This is a genomic window from Natronolimnohabitans innermongolicus JCM 12255, assembly GCF_000337215.1.
GTDB lineage: Archaea > Halobacteriota > Halobacteria > Halobacteriales > Natrialbaceae > Natronolimnohabitans > Natronolimnohabitans innermongolicus.
The window spans coordinates 1-23,268 of the sequence record NZ_AOHZ01000059.1; the positions used below are offsets into that span (position 1 = coordinate 1).

At 66.2% G+C, this 23,268-nt stretch carries 27 protein-coding genes, 2 tRNA genes and 1 pseudogene; 9 read left to right on the plus strand and 21 right to left on the minus strand.

The window, feature by feature from the left end; genetic code table 11:
• Positions 1–189 precede the first annotated feature (189 nt).
• Positions 190–265: transfer RNA gene (locus C493_RS12555), tRNA-Cys, on the plus strand.
• Positions 266–369: 104 nt separating this feature from the next.
• On the opposite strand, the gene C493_RS12560 is transcribed toward C493_RS12555, so the two are convergent.
• The 4 genes from C493_RS12560 to C493_RS12575 form a co-directional block, all read right to left on the minus strand.
• Complete coding sequence (locus C493_RS12560; RefSeq protein ID WP_007259822.1) at positions 370–633, minus strand: hypothetical protein; 264 nt, start codon at positions 631–633, stop codon at positions 370–372.
• Complete coding sequence (locus C493_RS12565) at positions 611–1,213, minus strand: hypothetical protein (protein ID WP_007259823.1); 603 nt, start codon at positions 1,211–1,213, stop codon at positions 611–613. The genes C493_RS12560 and C493_RS12565 overlap by 23 nt, the downstream gene beginning before the upstream one ends.
• 233 nt (positions 1,214–1,446) lie before the next feature.
• A complete protein-coding gene (locus tag C493_RS12570) occupies positions 1,447–2,247 on the minus strand; it encodes an SWIM zinc finger family protein (protein WP_007259824.1) in 801 nt (266 codons plus the stop codon).
• Between the two features lie 268 nt (positions 2,248–2,515).
• The gene (locus C493_RS12575) at positions 2,516–3,256 is read right to left on the minus strand and encodes a recombinase family protein (protein ID WP_152421158.1); all 741 of its coding nucleotides are present in this window, start codon (positions 3,254–3,256) and stop codon (positions 2,516–2,518) included.
• Between C493_RS12575 and C493_RS12580 the strand changes: the two genes are divergently transcribed.
• Positions 3,137–4,351, plus strand: a complete 1,215-nt coding sequence (locus tag C493_RS12580) for an argininosuccinate synthase (protein ID WP_049889347.1) — start codon at positions 3,137–3,139, stop codon at positions 4,349–4,351. The two genes, C493_RS12575 and C493_RS12580, sit on opposite strands and share 120 nt — an antisense overlap.
• 535 nt (positions 4,352–4,886) lie before the next feature.
• Here C493_RS12580 and C493_RS12585 read toward each other — a convergent pair.
• From C493_RS12585 to C493_RS23450, 3 genes are all read right to left on the minus strand, one after another.
• A tRNA-Lys gene (locus C493_RS12585) sits at positions 4,887–4,960 on the minus strand.
• Positions 4,961–5,065: 105 nt separating this feature from the next.
• A complete protein-coding gene (locus tag C493_RS12590) occupies positions 5,066–5,761 on the minus strand; it encodes a DUF7119 family protein (protein WP_007259827.1) in 696 nt (231 codons plus the stop codon).
• Between the two features lie 51 nt (positions 5,762–5,812).
• The gene (locus C493_RS23450; protein WP_007259828.1) at positions 5,813–5,965 is read right to left on the minus strand and encodes a hypothetical protein; all 153 of its coding nucleotides are present in this window, start codon (positions 5,963–5,965) and stop codon (positions 5,813–5,815) included.
• Positions 5,966–6,688: 723 nt separating this feature from the next.
• On the opposite strand from C493_RS23450, the gene rimI reads away from it, so the two are divergent.
• From rimI to C493_RS12615, 5 genes are all read left to right on the plus strand, one after another.
• The gene (rimI, locus tag C493_RS12595) at positions 6,689–7,168 is read left to right on the plus strand and encodes a ribosomal protein S18-alanine N-acetyltransferase (protein WP_007259829.1); all 480 of its coding nucleotides are present in this window, start codon (positions 6,689–6,691) and stop codon (positions 7,166–7,168) included.
• Between the two features lie 160 nt (positions 7,169–7,328).
• On the plus strand, positions 7,329–7,775 hold the full coding sequence (locus tag C493_RS12600) for a DUF5810 domain-containing protein (RefSeq protein WP_007259830.1): 447 nt from the start codon (positions 7,329–7,331) through the stop codon (positions 7,773–7,775).
• Between the two features lie 71 nt (positions 7,776–7,846).
• Positions 7,847–8,257 carry a DUF5809 family protein gene (locus C493_RS12605; protein WP_007259831.1) on the plus strand — a complete coding sequence of 137 codons (411 nt, stop codon included), beginning with the start codon at positions 7,847–7,849 and terminating at the stop codon, positions 8,255–8,257.
• A 63-nt stretch (positions 8,258–8,320) separates the two neighbouring features.
• On the plus strand, positions 8,321–8,659 hold the full coding sequence (locus C493_RS12610) for a type II toxin-antitoxin system VapC family toxin (protein WP_275039832.1): 339 nt from the start codon (positions 8,321–8,323) through the stop codon (positions 8,657–8,659).
• Positions 8,660–8,715: 56 nt separating this feature from the next.
• Positions 8,716–9,342 (plus strand): NUDIX hydrolase, encoded by a 627-nt coding sequence (locus C493_RS12615; protein ID WP_007259833.1) that lies wholly within the window; start codon positions 8,716–8,718, stop codon positions 9,340–9,342.
• A gap of 139 nt (positions 9,343–9,481) precedes the next feature.
• Here the strand turns inward: C493_RS12615 and C493_RS12620 are convergent, their stop codons facing one another.
• Positions 9,482–9,736: a hypothetical protein gene (locus tag C493_RS12620; protein ID WP_007259834.1), complete on the minus strand. Its 255-nt coding sequence runs from the start codon at positions 9,734–9,736 to the stop codon at positions 9,482–9,484.
• Between the two features lie 190 nt (positions 9,737–9,926).
• On the opposite strand from C493_RS12620, the gene C493_RS12625 reads away from it, so the two are divergent.
• Positions 9,927–10,289 carry a rhodanese-like domain-containing protein gene (locus tag C493_RS12625; RefSeq protein ID WP_007259835.1) on the plus strand — a complete coding sequence of 121 codons (363 nt, stop codon included), beginning with the start codon at positions 9,927–9,929 and terminating at the stop codon, positions 10,287–10,289.
• Between the two features lie 31 nt (positions 10,290–10,320).
• Here C493_RS12625 and C493_RS12630 read toward each other — a convergent pair whose 3' ends face one another.
• From C493_RS12630 to C493_RS23245, 7 genes are all read right to left on the minus strand, one after another.
• On the minus strand, positions 10,321–11,082 hold the full coding sequence (locus C493_RS12630; protein ID WP_007259836.1) for a flavodoxin domain-containing protein: 762 nt from the start codon (positions 11,080–11,082) through the stop codon (positions 10,321–10,323).
• Positions 11,083–11,233: 151 nt separating this feature from the next.
• The gene (gene yciH / locus C493_RS12635; protein WP_004217450.1) at positions 11,234–11,527 is read right to left on the minus strand and encodes a stress response translation initiation inhibitor YciH; all 294 of its coding nucleotides are present in this window, start codon (positions 11,525–11,527) and stop codon (positions 11,234–11,236) included.
• Between the two features lie 84 nt (positions 11,528–11,611).
• On the minus strand, positions 11,612–14,038 hold the full coding sequence (locus C493_RS12640) for a transglutaminase TgpA family protein (RefSeq protein ID WP_007259837.1): 2,427 nt from the start codon (positions 14,036–14,038) through the stop codon (positions 11,612–11,614).
• Complete coding sequence (locus C493_RS12645) at positions 14,035–15,207, minus strand: DUF58 domain-containing protein (protein ID WP_007259838.1); 1,173 nt, start codon at positions 15,205–15,207, stop codon at positions 14,035–14,037. Before C493_RS12645 ends, C493_RS12640 begins: the two co-directional genes overlap by 4 nt.
• A gap of 7 nt (positions 15,208–15,214) precedes the next feature.
• Positions 15,215–16,192: an AAA family ATPase gene (locus tag C493_RS12650; protein WP_007259839.1), complete on the minus strand. Its 978-nt coding sequence runs from the start codon at positions 16,190–16,192 to the stop codon at positions 15,215–15,217.
• A gap of 201 nt (positions 16,193–16,393) precedes the next feature.
• Positions 16,394–16,588 carry a cold-shock protein gene (locus C493_RS12655; protein ID WP_007259840.1) on the minus strand — a complete coding sequence of 65 codons (195 nt, stop codon included), beginning with the start codon at positions 16,586–16,588 and terminating at the stop codon, positions 16,394–16,396.
• 117 nt (positions 16,589–16,705) lie between these two features.
• Positions 16,706–17,086 carry a DUF7573 domain-containing protein gene (locus C493_RS23245; RefSeq protein ID WP_007259841.1) on the minus strand — a complete coding sequence of 127 codons (381 nt, stop codon included), beginning with the start codon at positions 17,084–17,086 and terminating at the stop codon, positions 16,706–16,708.
• Between the two features lie 144 nt (positions 17,087–17,230).
• Here C493_RS23245 and C493_RS12665 point away from each other — a divergent pair, with 144 nt between their 5' ends.
• On the plus strand, positions 17,231–17,431 hold the full coding sequence (locus C493_RS12665) for a hypothetical protein (protein WP_007259842.1): 201 nt from the start codon (positions 17,231–17,233) through the stop codon (positions 17,429–17,431).
• Positions 17,432–17,465: 34 nt separating this feature from the next.
• Here C493_RS12665 and C493_RS12670 read toward each other — a convergent pair whose 3' ends face one another.
• The 6 genes and pseudogenes from C493_RS12670 to C493_RS12695 all read right to left on the minus strand — a co-directional run.
• The gene (locus C493_RS12670; protein ID WP_007259843.1) at positions 17,466–18,476 is read right to left on the minus strand and encodes a 5,10-methylenetetrahydromethanopterin reductase; all 1,011 of its coding nucleotides are present in this window, start codon (positions 18,474–18,476) and stop codon (positions 17,466–17,468) included.
• Between the two features lie 170 nt (positions 18,477–18,646).
• Positions 18,647–19,447, minus strand: a complete 801-nt coding sequence (locus C493_RS12675) for a class I SAM-dependent methyltransferase (protein WP_007259844.1) — start codon at positions 19,445–19,447, stop codon at positions 18,647–18,649.
• A gap of 62 nt (positions 19,448–19,509) precedes the next feature.
• Positions 19,510–20,280, minus strand: a complete 771-nt coding sequence (locus C493_RS12680; protein ID WP_007259845.1) for a coenzyme F420-0:L-glutamate ligase — start codon at positions 20,278–20,280, stop codon at positions 19,510–19,512.
• A gap of 75 nt (positions 20,281–20,355) precedes the next feature.
• Complete coding sequence (locus tag C493_RS12685) at positions 20,356–21,105, minus strand: maleate cis-trans isomerase family protein (protein ID WP_049889348.1); 750 nt, start codon at positions 21,103–21,105, stop codon at positions 20,356–20,358.
• Positions 21,106–21,107: 2 nt separating this feature from the next.
• Positions 21,108–22,766: a hydantoinase B/oxoprolinase family protein gene (locus C493_RS12690; protein WP_007259847.1), complete on the minus strand. Its 1,659-nt coding sequence runs from the start codon at positions 22,764–22,766 to the stop codon at positions 21,108–21,110.
• A pseudogene (locus C493_RS12695) lies at positions 22,766–23,268 on the minus strand (hydantoinase/oxoprolinase family protein); the annotation flags it as partial. The gene C493_RS12690 and the pseudogene C493_RS12695, both read right to left, overlap by 1 nt.

Consider the following 23,268-nt stretch of genomic DNA (forward strand, 5'->3'; position numbering starts at 1 on the left):
GTGTCAGTGAGTACTGGAGTGGGCGACCCTCTGGGAGAGCTGACTCGCCGCCACCCATTCATACTCATACTTACGCCCCACACAGCACCTGCTGTGTGGGGCTATTCGTATTTATCGAGGGCCAACCGGTACGAGGTGTCCATGCCGTACCGCTATGCTTAAACGAACGCAGTGAATACGAATAACTGCGCCAAGGTGGCAGAGTCCGGCCGAACGCAGCGGCCTGCAGAGCCGCCCACCGCCGGTTCAAATCCGGCCCTTGGCTCTCACACGTTACCCTAAAGCCCAAGACGTCTACGTCTTGGCAACACCTCATATTTCGAGACGCTATGTGTGATTCCTAAGATAAATCTCCCGCGAGGTGTTCGTCTACTTCGACTCGGAGTCAGACTCGTCGCTCACTTCGAGGATCTCCGCCGCTACGTCTTTCACGTGCTGCTGGTGAGAAGTCGAAGTGTGGACGCTTTGGGCCGCATCAAGCTGGTCATTGACGACCGCGTTCTGTTGCGGTCCCCACGTCTCGGGGGGTTCTGACTTGATGTATTCGACCCAGCGCTTGATACCTTCGATGCGCTTCTCACGGTTGCGTTCGTGCTTCGCATCCAGATGCTCACGCGCGTTTGAGTCGCTCATATTCGGCTTCGACGTCGAGTCGCGTTACCCACTCTTCGAGGCGGGGCACACTAAGACTTTCCTCGAAGAGCGTGTAGAGGTGGACTGCATCCTCGACGTCCTTTTGCGCACCGAGGTAGAGTTTGTACGCGATCTGGTGCTCTAAGGGGCCTATCGGAATCGTCTTGCCACCGATTCGGGCTGTGATAGCGTTTTCGAGGGACGCGCGATCGAATTCGTCGCGCGCGAACTTGACTTCGAGGTGCGGTGTGACCTGATCCGTTGGCGCGACCCAGATGTTATCCCCGTTATTGAGCATCTCGTACATCGACGTGAGTGGCATTGCCGGTCCCCAGAATCCCTCTTCGTCCAGCGTCGCGGCGAGTTCGTCTGCAGTCTCCTCGTCGATCTGTTTGATGAGGACGGCGACGTCTTCGGTAGAGCGCGCCCGACCAGCGAGTATAGAGACGTACCCTGCGATGTAGACGTGCTTGATGTCAAAGTGACTCAGAATCTCGGAGAACCCAATCGCCAGCTCGTCGAGCTGATTCGGTTCACGTTCGACGACGAGTGTTCCGTTCCGGAGCTCGATACCGCCCATAGAGGTTCGTTTCCAGGTGGGCGCATAAATTGTCGGGACTGAGCAAACGCTTGCGTTTGCGATGTACGGCAAATTCGCTGATCGAAGCGAGTGAAACGAGCGAAGAGACGGGACTCGCCGGAAGTCGGTGGTCAACTCTCAAATCCGACTTTGATTCCAGAGGTTGGTCCCCTGCTCCAGAGATCGTTCGGTACAGAGTAACCGAATCATTTCCCGGGCGAGGGATTCGGCCGTCATCGTCGCTCTTCGAGGTCGTCGATCGCTCGGTAGAACTGCTCGGTGTTAGCTGGATGCTCCGATGTCGCTTGGTCTTCTAGCACACCGATGTACTTCTCGAACTCGCCTTGGTCAGGATCGGGCGTGAGCACACACTCGACGTATCCGTCGAGGGCGGACTGCAAGGCTTTAGCGTAGTGGTCGTACGCGGCGTCGATGCGGACTTCGTTATCGTCGATTCCCTCGAACAGCGCGCGATAGACGGTCGCGGCTTCTAGGTAGCGCTCGCGCTCGCGGTACTGCTCAGCCAACTCGAAGAAATGCGAGAAGTCGATGGCGTCGGTGACGACCGGATAGTCCTGTGTGTGCCGGTCGAACAGTTGCTCGATTTCGGCGCGATACTCTTCGACAGATTTGCCGGTGTCGCCAAAGCGCGCGAGGAACCGATCACGGAACTCCGGATGTTTGGCGAGTACGTCGCGTAGGAATGCCCGGAGATTGTCGGCCGAGACGTTTTGGAGTGCTGACTCCACACGTTCGCTCTCGTCTCGGGGTGTGTCGGCGGCGATGTCCAGCAACACCGCGACAACGTGTTTGCATTCGCCAGCGCCATCGTAGGGACACGTACACCGAGCATCGATGGTCTTTTCTCCCCGTTCGACGGTCACGTCGTATTGAGACGATCCCTGCACGACGGCAGTGACAACGTCGTGGAACCGTTCGATTCGCTGGATGCGTCCCTCGTTGCGGTACTTCTGTCCCCGCTCGAACACGGGATCAGTACACAGATTTCGGATGGTCTTTTCGTCGAGGTCCATCTGTCGAGGAGTACTATGGACTTGAGGCCGTTTTGTTCCCTCGTCGTGTTGGCCTCCACCACCGTCAACCGCCGTCCCCGTACCAGTAGTGACGCGCTCTCGGATTGACCCGTATCTGGGCTTGGAGTACGGCTACCCCCGAAATTAACCTCATCTCAACCCTCGTACTATATAAAGCACCGCGTTAACTCGGGCCCTTGGCTTTTCGAATATCTTCTCTCGAGAGAACGCTGCATACGCTATCGTCCGAGCGACCGCTTTCGGGGACTCACTGTGCAGAAGAGCGGGTGTCGTCGGTCTGATAGAGTTCTTTCCGGTCCATGATGTTTCGCACCGTCGCTCGAGTGATCCCAGCGTCGCGTGCCGTCGAGCGTTTACTGTCGCCGGATTCGATCTGCTCAATAACGGCCAGTGGGGTCTCGAAGTTCTCGTTTGGAACGAGAGTCCCGTTTCCGTCGCTGTCGAATCCGAAGGGAGGGCGGCCAACGTGTTTGCCCGCCGCCTGAGCGGCTGCGATCCCTTCTCGAGTCCGTTCGCTGCTCACGGAGCGCTCGAGGTCGGCGGCGATTTCGAGTGCGCGGAGCATCGACCGGTCGTCAGTCGGGGTGTCGTCCGATTCGCCGAGTTGGAGTTGCGAGTCGATGATATGGACGGCAACGTCGTTCTCGAGGAGTGTGGTGATGCGATCGGTCAGGTCGCGCATGTTCGTGGCGATGCGGGCAGCGTCGTGGATGATCACGCGCTCGAGGTCGCCGTTCGTCGCGAGGTCGAACAGCTTCTGATCGTCCGATAACGGTTCGATTCGGCCTTTCAGGGCGGTGTCGGAGAGGACGAGAACGGCGTCGCGCTCGCCTTCTCCGGCGGCCTCGACACGACGGTCTGCGTCCCGTTGCTCTCCGACGAGTACGACTACGACGAGGTGATCGGCGTCACGGTCGACGTCGGCCAGCCCGAGGCCGAGTTCGAGGAGGCCGAAGCGACCGCCGACGCCCTCGACCTCGAGCACCACGTCGTCGACGCCAGGGAGGCGTTCGCCGATCAGTGTCTCGAGGCGGTTCGCGCCAACGCGACGTACCAGGACTACCCCCTGGGGACCGCGCTGGCGCGGCCGGTTATCGCCGAACGCATCCTCGAGGTCGCCCGTGAACACGATTGCGGTGCCGTCGCCCACGGCGCGACCGGAAAAGGCAACGACCAACTCCGGTTCGAGGCCGTCTGGCGCGGCTCCGCCCTCGAGGTCGTCGCGCCGATCCGCGAGCGCGGACTCACCCGCGAATGGGAACAGGAGTACGCCGCCGAGCGCGACCTCCCGGTCGAAGGTGGCGACGAAGGGGCATACAGCATCGACACCAACCTCTGGACCCGCTCGGTCGAGGGGAGCGAACTCGAGCGGCCGGACCACGTCCCCGGCGAGGAAATTTACGAGTGGACGGACGCGCCGGGCAGCGAGACCGATTCCGCGGAACTCGAGATCACCTTCGAGGCGGGGTATCCCGTCGCGCTCGAGGGTGAAGAACTCGAGTCCGTCGACCTCACCGAGCGACTCAACGAGCGCGCGGGGACCCACGGCGTCGGCCGGACGGACGTGATGGAAGATCGCATGCTCGGGCTGAAGGTCCGCGAAAACTACGAACACCCCGCGGCGACGGTTCTGCTCGAGGCTCACGAGGCCCTCGAGAACCTCGTGCTCACGAAAGCCGAGCGGGCGTTCAAGCGACAGGTCGACCACGAGTGGGCCGAACACGCCTACGAAGGTCTGCTGGACGCCCCCTTGATGGACGCTCTCGAGTCGTTCGTCGAGACGACCAACGAGCGCGTGACCGGGACCGTCACCGTCCGCCTCGAGGGCGGTCGGGCGCGAGCGGTCGCTCGAGACAGTGCGTCAGCCGTCTACTCCGCAGACGCGGTCTCGTTCGATACGGAAACGGTCGGCGAGATTACCCAGGACGACGCGACCGGCGTCGCGAAGTACCACGGCTTCCAGGAGCGCCTGGCGAACACGGTGCTCGAAGGGGGGAGCGACCACGAACAGTCGGAATCGGACGAACAGGCCGTGGCTGACGGCGGCGCTGAGCCGGACGACGCGTCCTCCGAAGACGCGTAACGACGCTGCGGTTCGCGGACTCGTTTTTCGCGCCGACGGATCACGGTCGCGAGTATCTCTCCGAACGATCAGTTCACGTGCGGTGGCGCACGCTGATGATCGTCCGAGCGAGTGCGAGGACGATTAGCGACGTCGTGCAAGGGATGAGTGAGCGACCGAAGGGAGCGAGCGAATCGGTTGGGGAGGGTGTGGGTTTCCCTGTTGCCACGATAGCAAAACGTTGCATTTCACCTCGATCCTCTCCGTTCGCGAGAGTATGCGCTGACCGCATCCTCCCGCCGAAGCCGTTCGTCGCAAAAGGGGCCGGGCGCGATTGTGAACTACGCCCAGAAATGCTCGCTTCGCTGCGCCTTTCTGGTCTATTTCAAATCGCGCCTGCCGGTTCACTCGACGGTTCGCGATGCTCACCGTTTCGTTGCACGGGCCGGGCGCGATTTGAACACACGGTCGGACGTGCTCACTCCGTTGCGCACGCCCTCCCTGCGTTCAAATCGCAGGGCTGCTTTGCCACTCGCGGGTTTGCTCGTGGCAAAAGCGGGCCGGGCGCGATTTGAACACGCGACCGTCTGGTTAAAAGCCAGACGCTCTGCCAGACTGAGCTACCGGCCCTCTGATTGCTACTTCCGTCGAGTGAGGGTTAAACGTTTCTTTCTTCGGCGGCCATCGAGAGGCTATGGGTCGATAACCCATAGCTCGCTCGAGTCTGCCGTCATGTTATTCGAAGTACTCCTCGAGTGCGTCGCTGACGATTTCGCCGGGATCGACGCCGTCGATGGAGGCCCGGCGCCGGAGGTCCCGGTAGGTTTTCGGCGAGAGCGCTAGCTCGAGTTCGCCCAGCCTGACGTCGTAGTCGGCGAGCGCCCGTCCGATCGGGGTCTCGTCGTTGACGGCGCTGGCGACGCTGCGGACCTCGCGGACGGTGAGGTCGCCGTCGAGCGTCGCCCAGGCGAGCAGGAGTCGGGCTTCGCCGCCGACGCGGGCGATGTGTTTGGCGGCGGTGGGCGCGATCTGCCCGAGCGCGACCTGTTTGCGCACCGAACGGGGCAGGTCGTGGACGCGGGCCCACTTTCGGATAAACGAGACAGTTGCGTCGCCGCCAGCGCGTTCGGCAGCCGCTTTGTACGACCCCTCACCGCGGACGAGTGCAGCGCACGCGGCTGCGCCTCGGAGCATGTAGAGATGGTCGTCGTTGGTGGTGCCACTGGCGAACTCGCGGACGGTTTCGGCGGCGTCGGCGAGACTGTCGGGATCGTCGGGATCGAACTGGACGGCTTCGCGAGCGCGCGTCCCCGTAACCGATTCGTCGCCCCGGATTACTGGTGCACCGACTGGTGACTCACGGTCCGTCGGGATCGATCGCCTCTCCTCGCGACGACCGCGCGAACGGTCACCGGGACGATTGTCAGCCATGTGTTTCAGTATGGTCTTCCACAGTAAAAACTCGCTGTCGTGGCCGATCAGTTATTCGCCGCGCTTTTCGGCGAGGTGTTCCCAGATTTCCGTGCAGCCGGCACCTTCTTCGATGTCGTCGAGGTGGGCATCGTCACGTTCGTCCTCGCCTTGCTCGTGGTCGACCGGTTCCGGCTCCGGTTTGCATTCGGCCGCATCAGTCATGAATCGCCTTTCGAACGCCCATCGCATAAGTATCGCTTCGGCTGCAAGCGATACCCGTGCTCAGCCGTACAGGCCGCTTCTGCCGCTACCTCTGACGGGTCGTTCTCTCGAGTTGAAACGCCAGGCGCCGATACCGGCTGGCCTGGACGCCACGGACGACACTGTAGCCGAACGTATCGAGACCCTGACCGAACGGCGAGAGGAACGTCCGGACTGATCCGGTTCGCCGAATCTCGTCTCGTGATCTGGTCGGATAAGCTACGCCGTGAACGTGGGTCCTCGCGGCCGATATCGCAATTTGGATGGTGTGAAACGATTATCGTCCGTCTCGCTCGACGCTCGAGTCTTCGAGACGACCGCGTCCGTGGTGCGCGTACTCGACCCCAGCCCGACACCCCTACAGCATCGGAGCGTACACCGACACCGACTGTATCGACTCTCCAGTCGATTGAGTGGAGTCGTGTAGTCGGTACGGCTATCGTCGAACGAATGGGGTAACATATGCCGGTACGCGTTGCGACTCCGTTGTCGATTGTGTCGGTTTGCCAGCACGACCGTCGCTCTCGAATAGTGGTGTAGCGGCGTACTCGAGTTCGTCTCGTCTTCGATGCGTTCGATGAAGGCGGCCGCACCGAGACGGACGACGGTATCGACAGGCGAACGGACGGGGTGGTACTCACCTCGACGCGACCGTTTTTAGTACTGGACGAACTACGCACTCGTGTGACAACGCCGGTCTCCGGAGCGGGCGACGGTAACGGGCTCTCGATCCGTCCCGCGGAGCGCGCGGATCTGCTCGCCGTCGTGCGTATCGAAAACGAGTCGTTTCCCCAGCCGTGGCCCTACGACGCCTTCGAACGGTTTCTCGGGGAGCCCGGCTTTCTGATCGCCGTTCGCGGGGGTGAGATCGCCGGCTACGCTATCTCGGACGTGAGCCGCACCTACGGCCGCCAGCTGGGTCACCTCAAGGACATCGCTGTCCATCCCGACCACCGCGGCGAGGGGATCGGCACCGCCCTGTTGCGCCGAACGCTGGCCGTCCTCGCGGCCCACGGCGCCGACTCGGTGAAACTCGAGGCCCGTCGCTCGAACGAGGGTGCGAAGCGACTTTACCGGCAGTTCGGCTTCGAGCCGCTGCGGCGCGTGCCGGGTTACTACGAGAACGGCGAGGACGCGATCGTGATGATTCGAAAACTCGACTGAGGCTCCCAGCGGGTTCCCGGCGCGTTCGTTCCCGGCGCGTTCGTTCCCGGCGCGTTCGTTCCCGGCGCGTTCGTTCCCGGCGCGTTCGTTCGCGTCCACCGTTCGACGAGCGCCCGTCTCGGACGTGGCCGTTTTACCCGCGGCGTTCCTACCCCGACCCATGGGATACGCCTGTCCAGTTTGCGACGCCGAGCAGGCCGACGCCGAACACCTTGCGAACCACCTCGCGATCACCGCCTCGCTCGGTCGCGAAGGCCACGAGGAGTGGCTCGCGGAGCACGCCCCCGACTGGAGCGAGTGCAACCCCGCGGAGTTAGGCGAGATCGTCGCCCAGTACGCCCCCGAGATCGAGACGCCGGAGTTCGAGGGATCGGGGCACGATCACGGCCACGGACACGACCACGAGCCCGGACGACCGGGCGGTCTCGAGGACGGGCTGGCCCGACAGAGCCGCCAGCCCGGCCGCGGTTCGATGACCGCCGAAGCCGAGACCGTTCTGCGGGAGGCACGGGAGCTAACGAGGCAGATGCAGGAATCCGTGGACGACGAGACCGGGAACGGAGCAGAGTCCGCAGACGGCGGCTCCACCGAACGCGACGGCGCGTGAGCGCACTCGAGCGACGCCGCGGGGCGAGCGAACGCGAAACTGGTAACTGACTCCCGCGAGCACGTCGAGGTATGCACACAGTCGGGACGTTCGCGCCGGAATCGGCCGCCGAGGCCAGCGAGCGCTACGCGGAAGTCGGCCCCGCGGCACAGACCGTCGTCCGCGAGGTCGCCAAATCGATGGAGTTCGACCGCGAAGAGTACGACGAGCGCGTCTCGAGCGACGTCGTCGAGACCGCCCGCGACGCCCTGTTCGCGAGTCTCCTCGAGGTTCGTGTCGGCGACCGCGAGGCGTTCGACGATTGGCGGGAGGCCTACGACGGCGAGGTGACGGTCGTCGGCCACGACGACGTCGACCGCGTCGTCTGGCACGCCGGCCCCGAGGGCGAGGCCGTCGCGGCCACGTTCCAGAACGAGGAGGACGCGGCGGTCGCGACGCTGCGCCGGCAGGCGTTCGGGCGGCTGTATCGAGAACTCGTCTAGGCGGAACGATTTTGATTCGACGCTCGAGGAACACGACACCATCGCCTCGATGATCAGACCGTTCTGGAAGACGAGCCGCTGTTCACCACGTCGGTCCTCCAGATGGAAGTCGTGCACTATCTCCACACGCAACATCCGGAATCGGAGACGCTATCGACTCGTTTCCTCGGCCTCGATGGCGTTTCGGTCGCGGACCTCACACGAACTGACGTCGAGGAAGCGTCCGCGTTGCTCCGCGACTATCCACACGTTGGGATTGGCGGTCGCGATGCCACCGTTCTCGCGGCGATGCAGCGATACGACGTTTCACAGCTGTGGACTCACGATAGCGGATTGAAGCGGATGGCCGACGAACTCGAGTGGCTCGACGTGACCGATCCGGTCGAAGAGCCGGGACAGTGAGATCGAGCCCGCATAAACGGCATCTATTACACCCTCGAGGCCGACACCACCACGCGATGACCGGATTCGACGACGGCGACGTCCCCGACGAGTGGATCCTCCGGGAGGAGGTCACCGAGTACGAAACGCCGTGGTACGTCGGCGGCTACGATCGCCTCGAGCAACCGGACGGGACCGAGAAGCGCTACTACTGGGCCGATTTGCCGCCGGCGGTCGTCGTGGTCGCGAGAATCGACGGAACGCGGATCGCAACGCTGGACGTCGATGAGGACGAACACGGGGCCGAGAGCGAGGCGGAGAACGACGGCGACCACCTCCTGTTCGTCGAGCAGTTCCGGCCGACGATTCGCGAAATCCACCTCGAGCTTCCCGCGGGAATCGTCGAGGACGGCGAGTCCTACACGACGGCCGCGGCCCGCGAACTCGAGGAAGAGACTGGCTTCAGACCCTCGAGTACGGCGCTCCTTCAGGAGTACGCGGTCGCGACCGGCGTCCTGCGACACGACCGCGCCATCGTCTACGCCGAGGGCCTCGAACCCGGCGAACGCGAACTGGACAACAACGAGTTCCTCGAGGTGACGACGGTGCCGGTCGACGAGGCGCTCGAGCGCGCCCGCGAGCAGCCGGCTAACGACTCGACGATGACGGCCCTGTTACTGGCGAACGAAGACGGCCTGCTTTGATACGGGTTACTGTCCGTCAGGTCCGGCGCACCCGCGACCCGGGCGGCGGTTGCGCCGGGACATCGGGACAGCAATCCGTATGAGTCCGCGTCGGCGCCGGACTCGAGCAGGGTGTGTCGACCGAGCGATGCCTGCCGGTTCACTTCGAGCCGCGCCCGAGACCGAAGGGCAGGCGGCTACGAACGGGTTCGCGACCGCCGCGCTCGGCGCTCACGTCGCGGGCTTCGTCTCCGAACGCGGCGAGTGCGAGGCCCACGATCGAGAGCAAGATGAGGGCGCCGCCGGCGACGGTCACCGGCGTGAGCCCGCCCAGAAACAGCCCGACGGCGAACACGAGCGTTCCGACGACCTGACCGGCGAGCAGGAGTTCGAACGATATGGTATGTGGGTCCATACCATATTATGGGCGTTGCGAGTAAATAACGAATTCATACGATCCGTCGGAATGTTCGCCGCTCCGGACGGTTTCGTCCGACTCGCACATTGATACGAAGCCTGCTGCAACTGTCGCTCGGACCAGCGACTCGCCACCGTCCGAGCGTCGACCCGTGGGCTTATTCTCCCGGCGTCCCAACCCGGGCGTAATGGACGGCGAAATCTCTCCCGACGAGGTCAAGGAACTTCTCGAGGACGATGCGGACGTCTGTGTCGTCGACATCCGCGACGCACAGAGTTTCACCCGGAGTCACATCCCCGACAGCGAGAACGTTCCGTTTCACGAACTCACCGCCCGCGTCGAGGAGTTCGAGGACGAAGACCACATCGTGACGGTCTGCCCCCACGGGAAAGCGAGCGTGCAGGCGGCCCAACTCATCGGATCGTACGAGGGGACCGCCGACGCCCGCGTCGAGAGCATGGCGGGCGGCCTCGAGAAGTACGGGATGAAGTTCGGACTCGTCCGCGAGGAAGACGACGAGGAGTCGACGAACGCCGAATCTCCGTTCTAGCGGCGGTCGGTACTCGAGACGCGTCGTTCGATTACTCGGCTCGAGTCGGTGCTATCCGTTCGCGGGTTCCGACCCCGGAATTGGGACCGGGATCTGAGCCGGGTCCGCGGCCGCCGCCACCGCCATCGCCACCGCCATCCGATCGGCGGCCGAGCAGCCAGTAGACGAGCGTCGCAAGTCCGATCAGCACGCCGACTCCAGCGGCGACGCGCGCTCGTCGCCGATCGGTACGCGTCGGCGCCACTTTCGCTTCGCGACGCTCGGCGAGGGCGGCGAACTCGACTGCGAACGCCTCGACCTCGTCCCAGTCCGTATACTCGTAGTCGCGCGAGGCGTCCGTATCGCCGGTCGTGAGCGCCGCGACCAGTTTGAACACCGCTCGCGTGATCGGGTCGTACTGCGTGTAGGCGATCGATCCGGCGACGAACGCGACTCGGTCGGGTTCCCAGCCCGTCCGGTCGACGAGGTCGTCGACCCACCCGACCGCGGCGCTCCGGGCGGCGGCAAATGGGACGGCCGAGGCCATCGACACCTGGAAGAACGCGCTCGGTCGCGACGACAGCGTCTCGCGGTGACGCTCGACGAAGGCGACGACCGCTGGCAGGTGTGCCCGGTTAACGACGGGCGAACCGACGAGGACCGCATCGAACGTGGTGACTGCCGCGTCGGAAATCTCACCGACGCGATTCGTCGTGACCTCGTGTCCTCGCTCGGTGAGAGCGGCGTCGATCTGTTCGGCGACGCGTGACGTCTGTCCGGTATCGCTTTCGAACGCGATGAGGATCGATGCCATGGTCGATCACGGTCGGTACTCGCTCGAGGATCCTAAACGCACGGTGGCGAGCGCCGGGCTAACTCTCGCAACTATTCAAAAAGTGAGTGACTAACGGTGCGCGAATCGGTCGTGGGGTTCGGAAGTCGTTTCAGAGCATCGGCGGGTCGAATCAGGCGACGTTGAAGCCGCGATCCCGAAGGAACTCTTCGATGCGGCCCGTGTGGTTGCCCTGAAGTTCGATCTGGCCGTCCTCGACGGTACCGCCACAGGCGAACTTGGACTTGAGATCCGACGAGAGACTGTCGAGATCGACGTCCTTCGGATCGAATCCTTCGACGATCGTTACCTCTTTTCCGTATCTGCGCTCGTCAATGCGGATATTGAGTTGCTGTTGTCCCTTGGCCACGTCCTCGCAGACGCAGAGTTCCTCGGGCAGCCCGCACGTCGAGCAGACTTCCGACATTACGTTCCATGGTACGAATCGGCCATATTAAACACTATCGGGACCCGTGTCCCGTCGGGCGGTTCTTTTTGAGTGAACGAACCGTTAGTTTCGCCCGCGACCGAGGATCGGAAGCCGTTCGCGGGTGAGTTCGTCGACGATCGCGATCGTCTCGTCGGCCGTCTCGCGGTCCACGCCGCCGCCGTATCTCGCCCGCTCGTACCGTTCGAGAACCGCCTCGAGTCGCGGGTCGACCGTTTGCGACTCGACCGTTGGTTCGGTCCCGCCGTCGCCGGGTCCGGAACTGCCGTCGTCGCTCGCTTTGCCGTCTCGGTCGCCGGCAGCGATCGACTCGAGGTACCGTCGTGCCGACTCCGAGCGCTTCCGGGGGCGGTGCTCGCGCGCCAGCACGCGCTCGAGGCGCCGATAGGCGCGCTCGACGTCGCGGTTCGGATCGTCGGTCGGCCGCTGCCAGTAGCAGCCGAGAGTGCGACGGAGTCGCCCGCTCGCACCCGTTCGGTGGACGCTCGCCGCCAGCCCGACGAGGACGACGAGTCCGACGGCGGCGACCTCTCGGGAGACCGTGGCGAGTTCGAGCAGCGTCGACCGCCAGTCGCTCCCTTCGTCCTCACCCTCGACCGTTTCGTTTTCCGGGCCGGGGTCGTCTTCGTTCGGGTCGGGTCCGTCCGGCTCGGTCTCGTTGCCTTCGGACTCGTTTTCGGGGTCCTGCGGTTCGGTTGGGTCGGGCTCCGTTTCGTTCTGGTCCGGGCGCTCGTCGGGGTCGTCGGTCGGCGTCTCGTCGGGGCCGTCGTCGGGTTCCGAGTCGTCTTCGTCGTCGACCGGGACGTCTTCGCTCGAGTCGGTGTCGACGTTCTCGGCGCCATCCGAGCGCGCCTGCTGGACCGCATCGGTGTGGACGTCGTCGCGCGGACCGCTCGGCGTCGGCTCGAAGGCGACCCAGCCGTGGTCGGGGAAGTACACCTCGACCCAGGCGTGGGCGTCGGTGCCACGGACGACGTACTCGTCGTCGTCGACCTCCTGCCCGGCTGTGTATCCGGTGACGTAGCGTGTCGGGACGTCCTCGGCGCGGAGCATCTGGGCCATCGTCGTCGCGAAGTAGACGCAGTAGCCCTCGTTCATCTCGAAGAGGAACTCCTCGGCGACGTTGCCGTCGGGGCGGTCGACTTCGAGCGAGTACTCCTTGGAGCTACGGAGATACTCTTCGATCGCGACCGCCTTCTCGTAGGGCGTCTCGGCGTCCTCGGTGATCGTTTCGGTTCGCGCTTCGAACTCGCTCGAGACGCCTTCGGGTTCCTGCAGGTAGCGCGATTCGATCTCCTCGGGGTAGTCGGTTTCCGCGGTTCGAAGCGCCGACGAATCCGGCTCGAGGATCGCGCTCTCGACGAGGTACGTATCGCCCTCGAGGACGGGCGTCGAGGGGTGGAACTGGCCCTGCTGAGAGACCTCGGCGTGCTCGGCGAGGTCGCCCTCCAGCGCCACCGGCTGTGGCGCGGCGGGCATGACGCCGAGGTCGGTTTCGGCGGTGAACCGCTGCTCGAGGCGCTCGGCGTCGCCGGGGGGCTCCTCGATCGGCCCCTCGTAGTCCGCGTGTTCGCCGGTTCGAACCCACTCGTCGCCGGTAAATCGGTCGTAGACGCCCGTTCGCCAGTACGACGCCTGCTCGGATTCGACCGTAAAGCGGACCTCCGGCGAGAGGTCGACCGAGCCGCCGATCCCGGAGCGCTCGGAGGCGTAGTCGATCGTCCCCTCGAGCGTTCCGTCGTCGCCGCCGGCGACCTGACCCGCGGTGCCGGGCCCGGTCGGGACGAACGTAACCGTCAGCGAGAGGACGATGATCAGCGCGAACAACACCGCGAGCACGTCCGCCTGGGCGACCGAACCGCCGCGTCGCTCGAGTTCGCCGAAGCCGACGGCGGCGACGGCGGCGAGGGTGCCGATCAGGGTAACGGTCGAGCCAGCGTCGCCGGTCAACACGAGAAAGACGAGCGCGAGACCGCCGGGAACGGCGGCGAGTCCGTACCGTCCGCGGACGGCGAGATACCACGAGAGGAACACCGGCGCCGGAACGAACGCGAGCGCCCAGGTGCCCGCCTCGACCATGCGAATCAACGGGAGACCGGTCACGAGCGCAAGCGTATCCGCGGCGATCGCGTCGCCGGCCGAGAGCACAATCTCGACGCCCACGCCGCTTTGCTCGAGGTAGTAGGCGAAACCGCCCGCGCCGCCGACGACGGCGAGCACCGTCGCGGTTCGCGGTCGAATCGCCCACGCCAACACCGTCGCTGCGAGGAGCATCGCGACGACGAGACCGAACAGCGTCTCGGTGCCGCCGACCGCGCGGGTCACCTCGCGCAGAACGCTGACGTACGACGCCGTCAACACCAGAATGCAACAACACGCCAGCAGCCGGAACAGCCCCGGACCAGCCGCGTCGTCGAGATCGAACGGGAGCGTTCGATCGCCGGCGTGAGAGTCCGCGCCACCGCTCGAGGACTCTGTTCGGGTGCTCACGAAACCACCCCCGATCGATCGTCGGCGTCGCCGCGCTCACGGTTCCCCGCCGGCGCAGCGTGCTCGGTCGCGTCTCGGCTCAGCGGCGCGTCGGACGCAGACGAATCGACGAGTCGGTCGAACGGAATCGACCGATCCTCGAGACCGACGCGCGTTCCGTCGGCGTCGGCCTGAATCAGTACGTCCGCGTCGCGTCGTTCGTCGTCCCCGAGCTCGCCGGCCTCGAGGACGGCGAGTGCGCCAAGGAGTTCGTGGTAGCGGTCCTCGCTCGAGCCGGGGTTGATCGCGTCCCCGTGGAGGGTCAGGCCCACGTCGACGCCGGCCGATCGAAGGAACGTCGCGACGCTCGCGGCCGCCGTCGCCAGGTCGTCGTCCCGGCCGGGGGTACACTCGGCGGCGATCGTCGCGGAGCCGACCTCGTCGTCGGTGGCGTACTCCGTGACGACGAGGTCGGCATCGGGTCGCTTGGCGGCGGACTTCCAGTGGACGTCCCGCAGGGAGTCCCCGCGCTGGTACTCCCGCAGATGGTCGAACTCCCGGCGGTCTCGTCCGCCGATCGCGTCGGCGAACGTCCGAAGCGCGTCGCCGGGACCCGAACCGAGATCGTAGACGCGCGGGTAGACCAGTACGGAACTGGTCGTCGTCTCCCCGTACGAAAACCGGCGTTTCACGAGCCCGAGAACGTCCGTCACGGTGATCGATACCGGACCGAGCGAGTGCTCGCCGCGCTCCTCGAGTCCCACCGCGTACGCAAAGCGGTTCGGTTCGCCGTCGCCGCGTTCGAGGGTCGTCTCGAGGCGCGGGTTGCCGTCGGCGTCGACCGTCAGCGTCCCGCGAGCCGCGGGTTGGATTTCGGTTCCGGTCGGCTGCCCGTCGCCTGCGAGCGCCGTCAGCCCGTCACCGACGTCGTCGCGAACCGTCGCCGAGACGGTCGACCCGCTCTCGATCGATAGCTCGACCGTCCGTCGGTCGCCGACGACCCCCTCGCCGACGGGTGCGCGTCGAATCGTCGGCCGGTCGACGCGGATCGTCGCGAGCACGGCGGCGACGAGGACGACGACCAGCGGCGCGACGACGGCGTTCAGCGCTCGGGGGCCGTACTGCCAGGCCAGCGCCATCGCTGCCGCGACGGCGAACAGCGCCGTCCAGCCGCGAAGCGTCGGTCGCATCGCTCGGTCACTCCACGGCGACGCGCTCGAGGGCGTTCGCCACGACCGTTTCGCCGTCTCGATCTCGGTCCGTCGTCTTGATTCGGTGGGGGAGCGCGACCGACGCCTCCGTCCGGACGTCGTCCGGGAGCACGTAGTCGCGGCCGCTGGCCGCGGCGCGAGCCTGTGCCGCCCGGAGGAGGGCGATCGTCCCGCGGGGGCTGACGCCGACGCGGGCGTGCTCGCGGGTGTACCCTGCCAGCCGCGTCACGTACTCCCGAATCGGCGTCTCGACGCGAATCTGCGAAACGGTCTCGCGCGCGTCGACGATCGTCTCAAGGTCCGTGACCGACTCGACGTGCTCGATCGGGTGATCGCCGACCGCGCGGCCGAGGAGTTCGGCCTCGTCTTCGGGGTCGGGGTAGCCGAGTCGGAGCTTCTTCATGAACCGGTCGAGTTCGGCGAAGGGCAGATCGTACGTCCGATTCGGTTCGACGGCGTTCTGCGTCGCGATGACGGTGAAGGGATCGGGCAGGTCGTGAGTCGTCCCGTCGACCGTCACCTGTCCCTCTTCCATGGCCTCGAGCAGCGCCGATTGGGTCTTCGGCGGCGCGCGGTTAATTTCGTCCCCGAGGACGACGTTGCCGAAGACGGGGCCGGGCTGGAACTCGAACTCGCGGCGCTTCTGGTTGAAAACGTTCACGCCGGTCACGTCGGTCGGGAGAAGATCGGGGGTAAACTGCACGCGACTGAAGGTGCAGTCGATCGACGTCGCGATCGAGCGCGCGAGCATCGTCTTACCGACGCCGGGGACGTCGTCTAACAGGACGTGGCCGCGCCCGAGCATCGCGATGACGACGTGTTCGATCACGTCCTCGTGGCCGACGATCACCTCGGCGACGTTGTCCTCGATCGCCGTACAGAGGTCGGCGACCGCGGACACCTCGAGCGGGGCGTCGGCCGCTGTCCGGCGTTCGGCCGACGACGGTGGACTCGCGTCAGTCATTGGTCACACGCGACTGGAAACGGGGACCCGGTCGAACCTCTCATCAGTACGTCATCAGCGACAGCGAACCATAGGCTTTGCGTCGACTCGACCGACTGTCACCTCACCGGGCAACTTCTGCGACCGGCGGGCATTCGAATACGAGTAGCGCAGCTATCGGGCGTAACGATCAGAGAACGATACCACTGTACTGAAGCCGCCTTACAGGCGCTCGAGGTTCGTCGCTCGAGGACCCTTCTCGGCCTCCTCGATGTCGAACTCGACTTCCTGACCCTCCTCTAGGTCCGGACCGCCGACGTCTTCCATGTGGAAGAAGACGTCCTCGTCCGCGTCCTCAGTCTCGATGAATCCGTAACCGCCAGTGTCGTTGAAGAATGCGACCGTACCTTTCGCCATTGCACCTGTATAAAACCGCGACAGAGATATAAACCTTCGGGAGCACATTCGCAGGCACGTCGAGCGAATTGGGGTGTGAGCGCCGGTGCGGTACGTTCGTGGCGTTTCAGGCGTTGATCACCACGACTTACAGTCAGGACAGACGAAGCGATCGTCCTCGCGCCAGACGCGATCGGTCTCGTCACCGCAGCGGTGACAGACGTAGTTCCCCCAGGCGTACGTCGAAAGCCCCGTATTCGGCTGGCCGCCCGGATCCGAACGCGAATTCGCGTGCGCACTCGAGTTCGAGTTTGAGTTCGAGTTCGAATCTGCATCCACCTCCGGAGCCACAGTCGAGTCGTCAGTCGACGGGTCGCTTTCGCTTCTGGTATCGGGCCCGTCTCCGCGATCATCCTCGCTCTCGGTTGCGTCGAGTTCGGTTTCGTTCTCGTCCCCGCCCTCCGCTCCGTCGTCGGCCTCTACCGCGAGAAAATCCGTGAGCGTCGAGTCGTCGGTCACGCCTCGAGGTAGGGATGGCGGCGGCTTAGTCGCTCCGACCGAGACGCCTCCTCGCGGGGGTGTCACCGTCACCGAGCGTCCTGGACGCCCGACCGCACGGCAGAGACCGGCACGGCCAAGTACCACCGGTGAAAACCCACCCGCATGGACACCGTCACACCGATGAACGTTATCGTGGACAACATCATCGATATGAACGACTACTTCGCCGACGTCGCGACGGGCGAGGGCCTCGCGCCGCTGCTCGTTCTCGCCGGAACGATCCTGATCGTCGTCGCACTCGGCGTCTTCGGCATCCTCACGCTCGGCGCCATCGGGAGCCTCTTCTCCTCGAGTTCCAGTTAAAGCGGCTCCATTTCTCGTCCGAACTGCTCGTTCGTCAGTCGGCCGTCGCCCTCGCCAGCGCCTCGCTCGCGCGGTCGATCGCGTCCTCGAGGTTCGGCCCGAGCGGCGAGCCGACGACGATTCCGTCGACGTGCTCGAGGGCGGCGTCGAACCGCTCGGCGACGGTTTCGGTCGTGCCGGCGATACAGAAGGCGTCGATCATCTCCGGCGTGACGTGGCCGAAGGCCTCGTTCAGGTCGCCTCGCTCTAAGGCGTCGCTGACGTCCTCGGCGGCCTCGCGGTCGATATCGTGGCGCTCGAGGACGGGCTCGGCCGCGCCGCCGGCGATGAACGCCACGGGCGGTCGGGCCGCTTCTCTGGCAGCTTCTTCCTCGCCGGCGACGCTGACGCTCGCGAACGCGAGCGACTCGAACGACCCGCGGTCGGGAGAACGGTCGTCGAGCCCTCGTTCGATCTGCTCGGCCGCCCACTCGAGATCCCGCGGATGGGCCGCGTTTATCAGCACGCCGTCGGCGTGTTTGGCGCTCATCCGGAGCATGTGCGGACCCTGCGCGCCCACGTAAACGGGAATCGACGCCGACGGCGGCTCGAAGTTGAGCGAGGCGTCGGTCGCCGTGAACGTCCCCTCGTGGGTCACCGTCTCGCCGTCCCAGAGGTCTTCGGCGAGTTTGAACGTCTCGAGGACCCGTCGCAGCGGACTGTCGCGCTCGACGCCGAGGTTCGACAGCGTCGAGCGGTCGCCCGCGCCGACGCCGAAGACCGCGCGCCCGTCGCTTACTTCGTCGATCGTCGCCGTCTGCGCGGCGAGTTTCACGGGGTGGGTCTCGTAGGGGTTGCTAACCCCCGGACCAAGCCGAATTTCGTCGGTCGCGTCGGCCATCCGCGAGAGCGTGGCGAACGGATCGCGGTTGAAGTAGTGGCTGCTCGAGAAGGCGATATCGAATCCGCGGTCCTCCGCGCGGGCGGCCAGTTCGGCCATACGCGCCGGAGGGTGTTCCGGCGTGAGTTCGATCGCTCGAGTGACGTCTCCGCCGGCGTCGCTCATTGCTCTTCCCTCCGCGCTGTACTCGTCGATCGGCCGCGCTCGACCGTGATCTCGACCGTTCGATTCATGTCCGCAGGGAGGGTCAGCGCGGTAAAAAGGACACCGTCACCGGAGATGGTCGCCGTGACGACGGGCGTGTTCACACGGCGGCTCGAGACCGGATCTTGGCGTCACGAGCGATTCGCTCGAGCGAACAGTGCCGCGCCGCGGCGATCGAACTCGACGTCGACGAAGCCGGCCGCTCGAAGCTGCTCCCGGAACGTCTCGACGTCGAACGGATCGGCGTCGAGGACGCCGCGAGCGACCGCGCGGACGGGCGGCGCGCGGAGGACGAACTCGTCGGCGAGCACCGCGGCGACGAACCGCCCGCCGGGACGCAGCACGCGCCGGATCTCGTCCAGCGCGGCGTCGACGTCCGGCAGCAGGTGCAACGCCCAGGCGCAGACCGCGCGGTCGACGGCGCCCGGTTCGAACCACAGTTCGTCGGCGCTCATGCGCGCGAACGCGACGTTCTGGATTCCCTCTCGAGTCGCGTAGCGCTGTGCGCGCTCGAGCATGCCCGTCGAGACGTCGACGCCGACGACGGATTTCGCCTCGGGTGCGACGTGGCGGGTGAGCCGTCCCGTCCCGCAGGCGACGTCGAGAACGGTCTCGTCCGCAGTCGGCTCGAGCAGCGCTGTGAGCCGCTCGCGGTCGTCCCACGGCGCCGCGGGACCGCCGACGAAGCGATACAGCGGCCTAAACCACAGCGGCGACTCGTAGATCGGGGCGAGTCGGTCGAAGACGGTCTCGCTCGAGGCGGTATCGACGGCTCGGGGCACGGGAAAACGCGGCACGCCGTCGTTTAGAAAGACGGTGACGCCGCAGTTCGGACAGCGGAGGGTGTCGTTCTGGAACGCCAGCGGCTCCTCGCACGCTCGACAGGCGTAGCTCGGCTCTCTCGTATCGGCGGTCGGCACGCTCGAGTCCATGGTGGGTCGTACGACCGCTGGCGGCTTGAGTTCCGGTTGTCAGTTGCGGTCGGCCACGCCCGTCAGCCGTCGAACTCCCACTCCCGTAGCGCCTCGCGGACGAGGTCCTCTTCGACCCCTCGAAAGAGTTCGTCGCTGCCCGCGTGGTCGCCGAACGCCCAGTCGCGGACGACCACGGCGGGGACGCCGCCGGCGCCCTCGCCGGTGACGAGGTTCGCCGCGGCCGCGAGCTCGTCGACCACCGACTGGACGGTGACGCCGAGTTCGTGGCCGTCGCGGTCCTCCTCGCCGCGCCAGTCGCGACTGGCGGGCATCCCCGCCCAGCCGATGGCGACGCCGGTCTGGCCGTGGCGGAACGGACGGCCGCAGGTGTCCGTGACGACCACGGCGACGTCCTCGTGCCCTCGCTCCTCGAGTCCCGCTCGAATCCGCTCGGCGCTCTCGTCGGGCTTTCGCGGGAGCAAGAGCAGATCGTGGTCCGGCACGTTCGACTTGTCGATCCCCGCGTTCGGGGCGATGTGTCCGAAGCGCGTCTCTGCCAGGATAAACGGAACGTCGATCAGCAGCTCCGCGCTCTCGTCGAGAATCGCCTGCGCGAACCGCGGATCCTTCGGTTCGCCCGCGATCGCCTCGTGTTTGTCGGCGAGTTCCTGTGCGCGTCCGCTAACGGGGTAGTCCTCGAAGTTGGCCGTTCGGCCCTCGGCCTTCGAGACGATCGTGCTCGCGACGGTGAGCACGTCGCCGGGCTCGAGGTCGGCCCGCTCCGCGACGAGTGCGGCGACGTCGTCGCCGGGACGGACTTCGGGCAGGCCCGTCACTGGTAGCAGTTCCATACTCGAGGGTTGGATAGCGGCGGCAAAAGGTTGATCAAACGCGTCGGAGTCGCTTCCGGACCGATAACACGTCGATTACGAACGGCTGGACTCGAGCAACGTTCCACGTCCCTCGAAATCGACCTCGAGCCCCGACGCTCGACAGACGTCCCACAGGGTCGCGCCGTTGCTCGTGAGCACCGGCACCCCCAGTTTCGACTCGAGACCGTCGACGGCGGCCAGCGAGCGGTAGTTCGTACAGGAGACGAAGACGGCGTCGAGGGCGTCCGCGTCCGCGCCGTCGACGTGCTCGAGCACCTGCGCTTCGGCGTCGTCGGGCGTTAGCGCGCCGATGGCCGTATTGGCCTCGAGCCCCCGACCGTCGATCGAGACGACTTCCAACCCGACGGCCTCGAGGAAGTCGCGTTCCTTCGCGTCCAGATCGTCGGTGTAGGGCGTGACGACCGCGATCCGCTCCGCGTCGAGCGCTTCGAGCGCCCGGACGACCGAACGGGCCGTCGCGACGGCGGGCGCGTCGGCCGCGGCTTCGAGTCGGTCCTCGAGTTCGGCGTCGAACCCGGGGCCGTGGATCAGGCTGCCCGTCGTGCAGGCGTAGGCGACGGCGTCGACGTCGGCGTGGGCGAGCAGTTCGGCGCCGCGCTCGGCGCCGTCGCTCATCGCGTCGAGCGCGTCGACGGTGACCGACTCGAGTTCCATCCGCGCGGCGTGGACGGTGATCTCGTCGGGGAGCGCGCGCTCGAACTCGGGTTCGGCCGTGGTGTTCGAGGAGGGAACGATCAGCCCCAGGCGGCCGCGAACGCCGGTGTCGGTCGGTCGAGTTCCCATCGTCACTCCTCGCCGTCCGTTTCGGTCGTCTTCTCGGCGTCGCGGTCCGCCTCGAGCGCGTCCGCGTCGCGCTCGGCGGGGTCGCCGTGGCCGCCGCCGCCGGGCGTCCGCACCGTCACGGTGGTTCCGGCGTCGACGTCGACGGTCGTCTTCGCGGGCACCGCCTCGCCGTCGATCAGGTTCTCGCCGGTGGCGCCGCGCTCGCCGCCGGCGACGCCCTTCGGTCCGTGGCGTCGGCGTTCGGTCAGCAGCGACACCGTCGCGTCGTTCTCGACGGTGACGGTTCGCTCGAGTCCCAGTCCGCCCCGCTGTTTCCCGCGGCCGCCGCTGTCGGGGCGGAACGCGTAGCGCTCGACCCGGAGCGGGTACTCGGTCTCGAGGGATTCGATCGGCGTGTTGAGCGTGTTGGTCATGCCGACCTGAACGCCGTCCATGCCGTCGCGATCCGCGCGGGCGCCGAAGCCGCCGGCGATCGTCTCGTAGTAGGTAAAGGAGCCGTCGCGGCCGCCGATGGTGAGGTTGTTCATCGTGCCCTGGCCCTGGGCGGGGACGCGCTCGGGCGCGGCCTCGGCGACGGCCGTGAAGACGACGTCCGTGACGCGCTGGCTGGTCTCGACGTTGCCGCCGACGACGGCCGCCGGCGATTCGGGATTCAACAGCGACCCCTCCGGCGCGCGGATCTCGACGGGCTCGTAACAGCCGTGGTTCGGCGGGATCTCGGGATCCGTAACGGCGCGGACGACGAAGTAGACCGCGCTTCTGGCGACCGCGAGCGGCGCGTTGAGGTTTCCGTCGAGTTGGTCTGCGGTCCCCTCGAAATCGACCTCGACGGCTGTCCCGTCGACCGTCACCGCCACGCTGATCTCGACGTCTTCGTCGGTGACGCCGTCGCCCTCGAGGACGTCGGTCGCCCGGTAGGTCCCGTCGGGGAGCTTCCGAAGCTCGTCTTCGATCCGCTCTCGCGAGTAGTCGATCACGGCGTCGAAGCCGGCGAGGACGGTCTCGCGGCCGTGCTCGTCGAACAGCGCGGCGAGTCGCTCCTCGGCGCGTTCGTTCGCCGCCCGCTGGGCGCGCAGGTCGGCCCGGCGCTCGCGGGCGTTGCGAACGTTAGCGAGGAGCAGCGAGCGAACGTCCTCGCGGGGTTCGCCGCCGTCGACGAGCCGCGTCGGGGGGATGCGAAGCCCCTCCTGGTAGATCTCCTGTGCGCCGGCGGGCATGCTGCCCGGCGTCATGCCGCCGACGTCGGCGTGGTGGGCGCGGGAGACGGCGTAGCCGACGATGTCGGCGTCGTCGCCCTCGCTGTCCGAACCCGGCGCGATCGGCGACACCATCGTCACGTCAGGCAGGTGGGTTCCGCCCCGGAAGGGGTCGTTGAGGACGAACACGTCGCCCGGCTTCGGATCGTACTCGAGGACGGCGTCGACGGCCGCGGGCATCGCGCCCAGGTGAACCGGGATGTGCTCGGCCTGTGCGATCATGCGTCCCTCGGCGTCGAACAGCGCCGTCGAGCAGTCGCGGCGCTCCTTGATGTTCGGGGAGTAGGCGCCCCGGATGAGCGTCTGGCCCATCTCCTCGGCGACGCTCTCGAGTTGGTTGCGCAGGACCTCGAGGGTCACGGGATCGATGCTTCGGTCGGCGGCGTGTGTCGGTTCTGCAGCCATCAGTTGTCACCCCCTCGCGTCATCACGAGGGTTCCGTCCGCAAGGATTTCACCCGTCCACGTCGGCGGGACGACGGTCGTACTCTCCGCTTGCTCGAGGACCGCCGGGCCGGAGACCGTCGCGCCGGCCGCGAGGCGATCCCGGTCGTAGACGGCCGTCTCCTGGGACTCGGTGTCGACGCCGGGGAAGTGGGCCTCCCGCGTGCCGACGAGGGCGTCGCCGGGGCCGTCGTGGCGGACGGTCGGCTCGGTGCCGGGGACGGTCGCCGTCGCCCGGAGATTGACGACCTCGATCGATTCGTCCAGCGCGTAGCCGTACGCGCGCTCGTGGGCCTGGTGGAAGCGCTCGACGACCGCGTCCGCGTCGAACGCCTCGTCCGCGGGAACGGTCAGTTCGAAGCTCTGGCCCGCGTAGCGGCAGTCGGCCGCGCGCTCGACGCGGGCGGCGTCCTCGTCGGAGGCGTCTGCGAGCACGCCGGCGACGAGGTCGTCGTAGACCGACT

Coding starts and splice junctions, on each gene's coding strand:
- C493_RS12605 (WP_007259831.1), top strand. CDS start 7,847: ATGCACACAGTCGGGACGTTCGCGCCGGAATCGGCCGCCGAGGCCAGC.
- yciH (WP_004217450.1), bottom strand. CDS start 11,527: ATGTCGGAAGTCTGCTCGACGTGCGGGCTGCCCGAGGAACTCTGCGTC.
- C493_RS12625 (WP_007259835.1), top strand. CDS start 9,927: ATGGACGGCGAAATCTCTCCCGACGAGGTCAAGGAACTTCTCGAGGAC.
- C493_RS12590 (WP_007259827.1), bottom strand. CDS start 5,761: ATGGCTGACAATCGTCCCGGTGACCGTTCGCGCGGTCGTCGCGAGGAG.
- C493_RS23450 (WP_007259828.1), bottom strand. CDS start 5,965: ATGACTGATGCGGCCGAATGCAAACCGGAGCCGGAACCGGTCGACCAC.
- C493_RS12615 (WP_007259833.1), top strand. CDS start 8,716: ATGACCGGATTCGACGACGGCGACGTCCCCGACGAGTGGATCCTCCGG.
- C493_RS12670 (WP_007259843.1), bottom strand. CDS start 18,476: ATGAGCGACGCCGGCGGAGACGTCACTCGAGCGATCGAACTCACGCCG.
- C493_RS12685 (WP_049889348.1), bottom strand. CDS start 21,105: ATGGGAACTCGACCGACCGACACCGGCGTTCGCGGCCGCCTGGGGCTG.
- C493_RS12665 (WP_007259842.1), top strand. CDS start 17,231: ATGGACACCGTCACACCGATGAACGTTATCGTGGACAACATCATCGAT.
- C493_RS12565 (WP_007259823.1), bottom strand. CDS start 1,213: ATGGGCGGTATCGAGCTCCGGAACGGAACACTCGTCGTCGAACGTGAA.
- C493_RS12645 (WP_007259838.1), bottom strand. CDS start 15,207: ATGCGACCGACGCTTCGCGGCTGGACGGCGCTGTTCGCCGTCGCGGCA.
- C493_RS12570 (WP_007259824.1), bottom strand. CDS start 2,247: ATGGACCTCGACGAAAAGACCATCCGAAATCTGTGTACTGATCCCGTG.
- C493_RS12655 (WP_007259840.1), bottom strand. CDS start 16,588: ATGGCGAAAGGTACGGTCGCATTCTTCAACGACACTGGCGGTTACGGA.
- C493_RS12680 (WP_007259845.1), bottom strand. CDS start 20,280: ATGGAACTGCTACCAGTGACGGGCCTGCCCGAAGTCCGTCCCGGCGAC.
- C493_RS12600 (WP_007259830.1), top strand. CDS start 7,329: ATGGGATACGCCTGTCCAGTTTGCGACGCCGAGCAGGCCGACGCCGAA.
- C493_RS12620 (WP_007259834.1), bottom strand. CDS start 9,736: ATGGACCCACATACCATATCGTTCGAACTCCTGCTCGCCGGTCAGGTC.
- C493_RS12650 (WP_007259839.1), bottom strand. CDS start 16,192: ATGACTGACGCGAGTCCACCGTCGTCGGCCGAACGCCGGACAGCGGCC.
- C493_RS12630 (WP_007259836.1), bottom strand. CDS start 11,082: ATGGCATCGATCCTCATCGCGTTCGAAAGCGATACCGGACAGACGTCA.
- C493_RS12675 (WP_007259844.1), bottom strand. CDS start 19,447: ATGGACTCGAGCGTGCCGACCGCCGATACGAGAGAGCCGAGCTACGCC.
- C493_RS12690 (WP_007259847.1), bottom strand. CDS start 22,766: ATGGCTGCAGAACCGACACACGCCGCCGACCGAAGCATCGATCCCGTG.
- C493_RS12560 (WP_007259822.1), bottom strand. CDS start 633: ATGAGCGACTCAAACGCGCGTGAGCATCTGGATGCGAAGCACGAACGC.